This is a genomic window from Paraburkholderia podalyriae (assembly GCF_014397785.1).
GTDB lineage: Bacteria > Pseudomonadota > Gammaproteobacteria > Burkholderiales > Burkholderiaceae > Paraburkholderia > Paraburkholderia podalyriae.
The window spans coordinates 1-279 of the sequence record NZ_VZQQ01000321.1; the positions used below are offsets into that span (position 1 = coordinate 1).

Sequence of the window (279 nt, forward strand, 5' to 3'; positions counted from 1 at the left end):
AAAGCGTGCCTGGAGATGGGTGTGTGAGTAGGTGAATCAGGGTTGTGATTGTATCGATGTATTTTAAAGGTGATCGAGAGATCGCTTTGGAATACGGCGCAACACGAATACTCAACCTGTAGCGGAAGTGATCTGCGGTGAGCAATCATTGGGAGACACACCCGTTATAGGGTCAAGCGAACAAGTGCATGTGGTGGATGCCTTGGCGATCACAGGCGATGAAGGACGCGGTAGCCTGCGAAAAGCTCCGGGGAGCTGGCAAACGAGCCTTGATCCGGA

General features: G+C 52.3%; 1 rRNA gene. It reads left to right on the forward strand.

Annotated elements, in window-relative coordinates:
- Positions 1 to 170: 170 nt before the first annotated feature.
- Positions 171 to 279: ribosomal RNA gene (locus F6X42_RS43220) — 23S ribosomal RNA — on the forward strand; the annotation flags it as partial.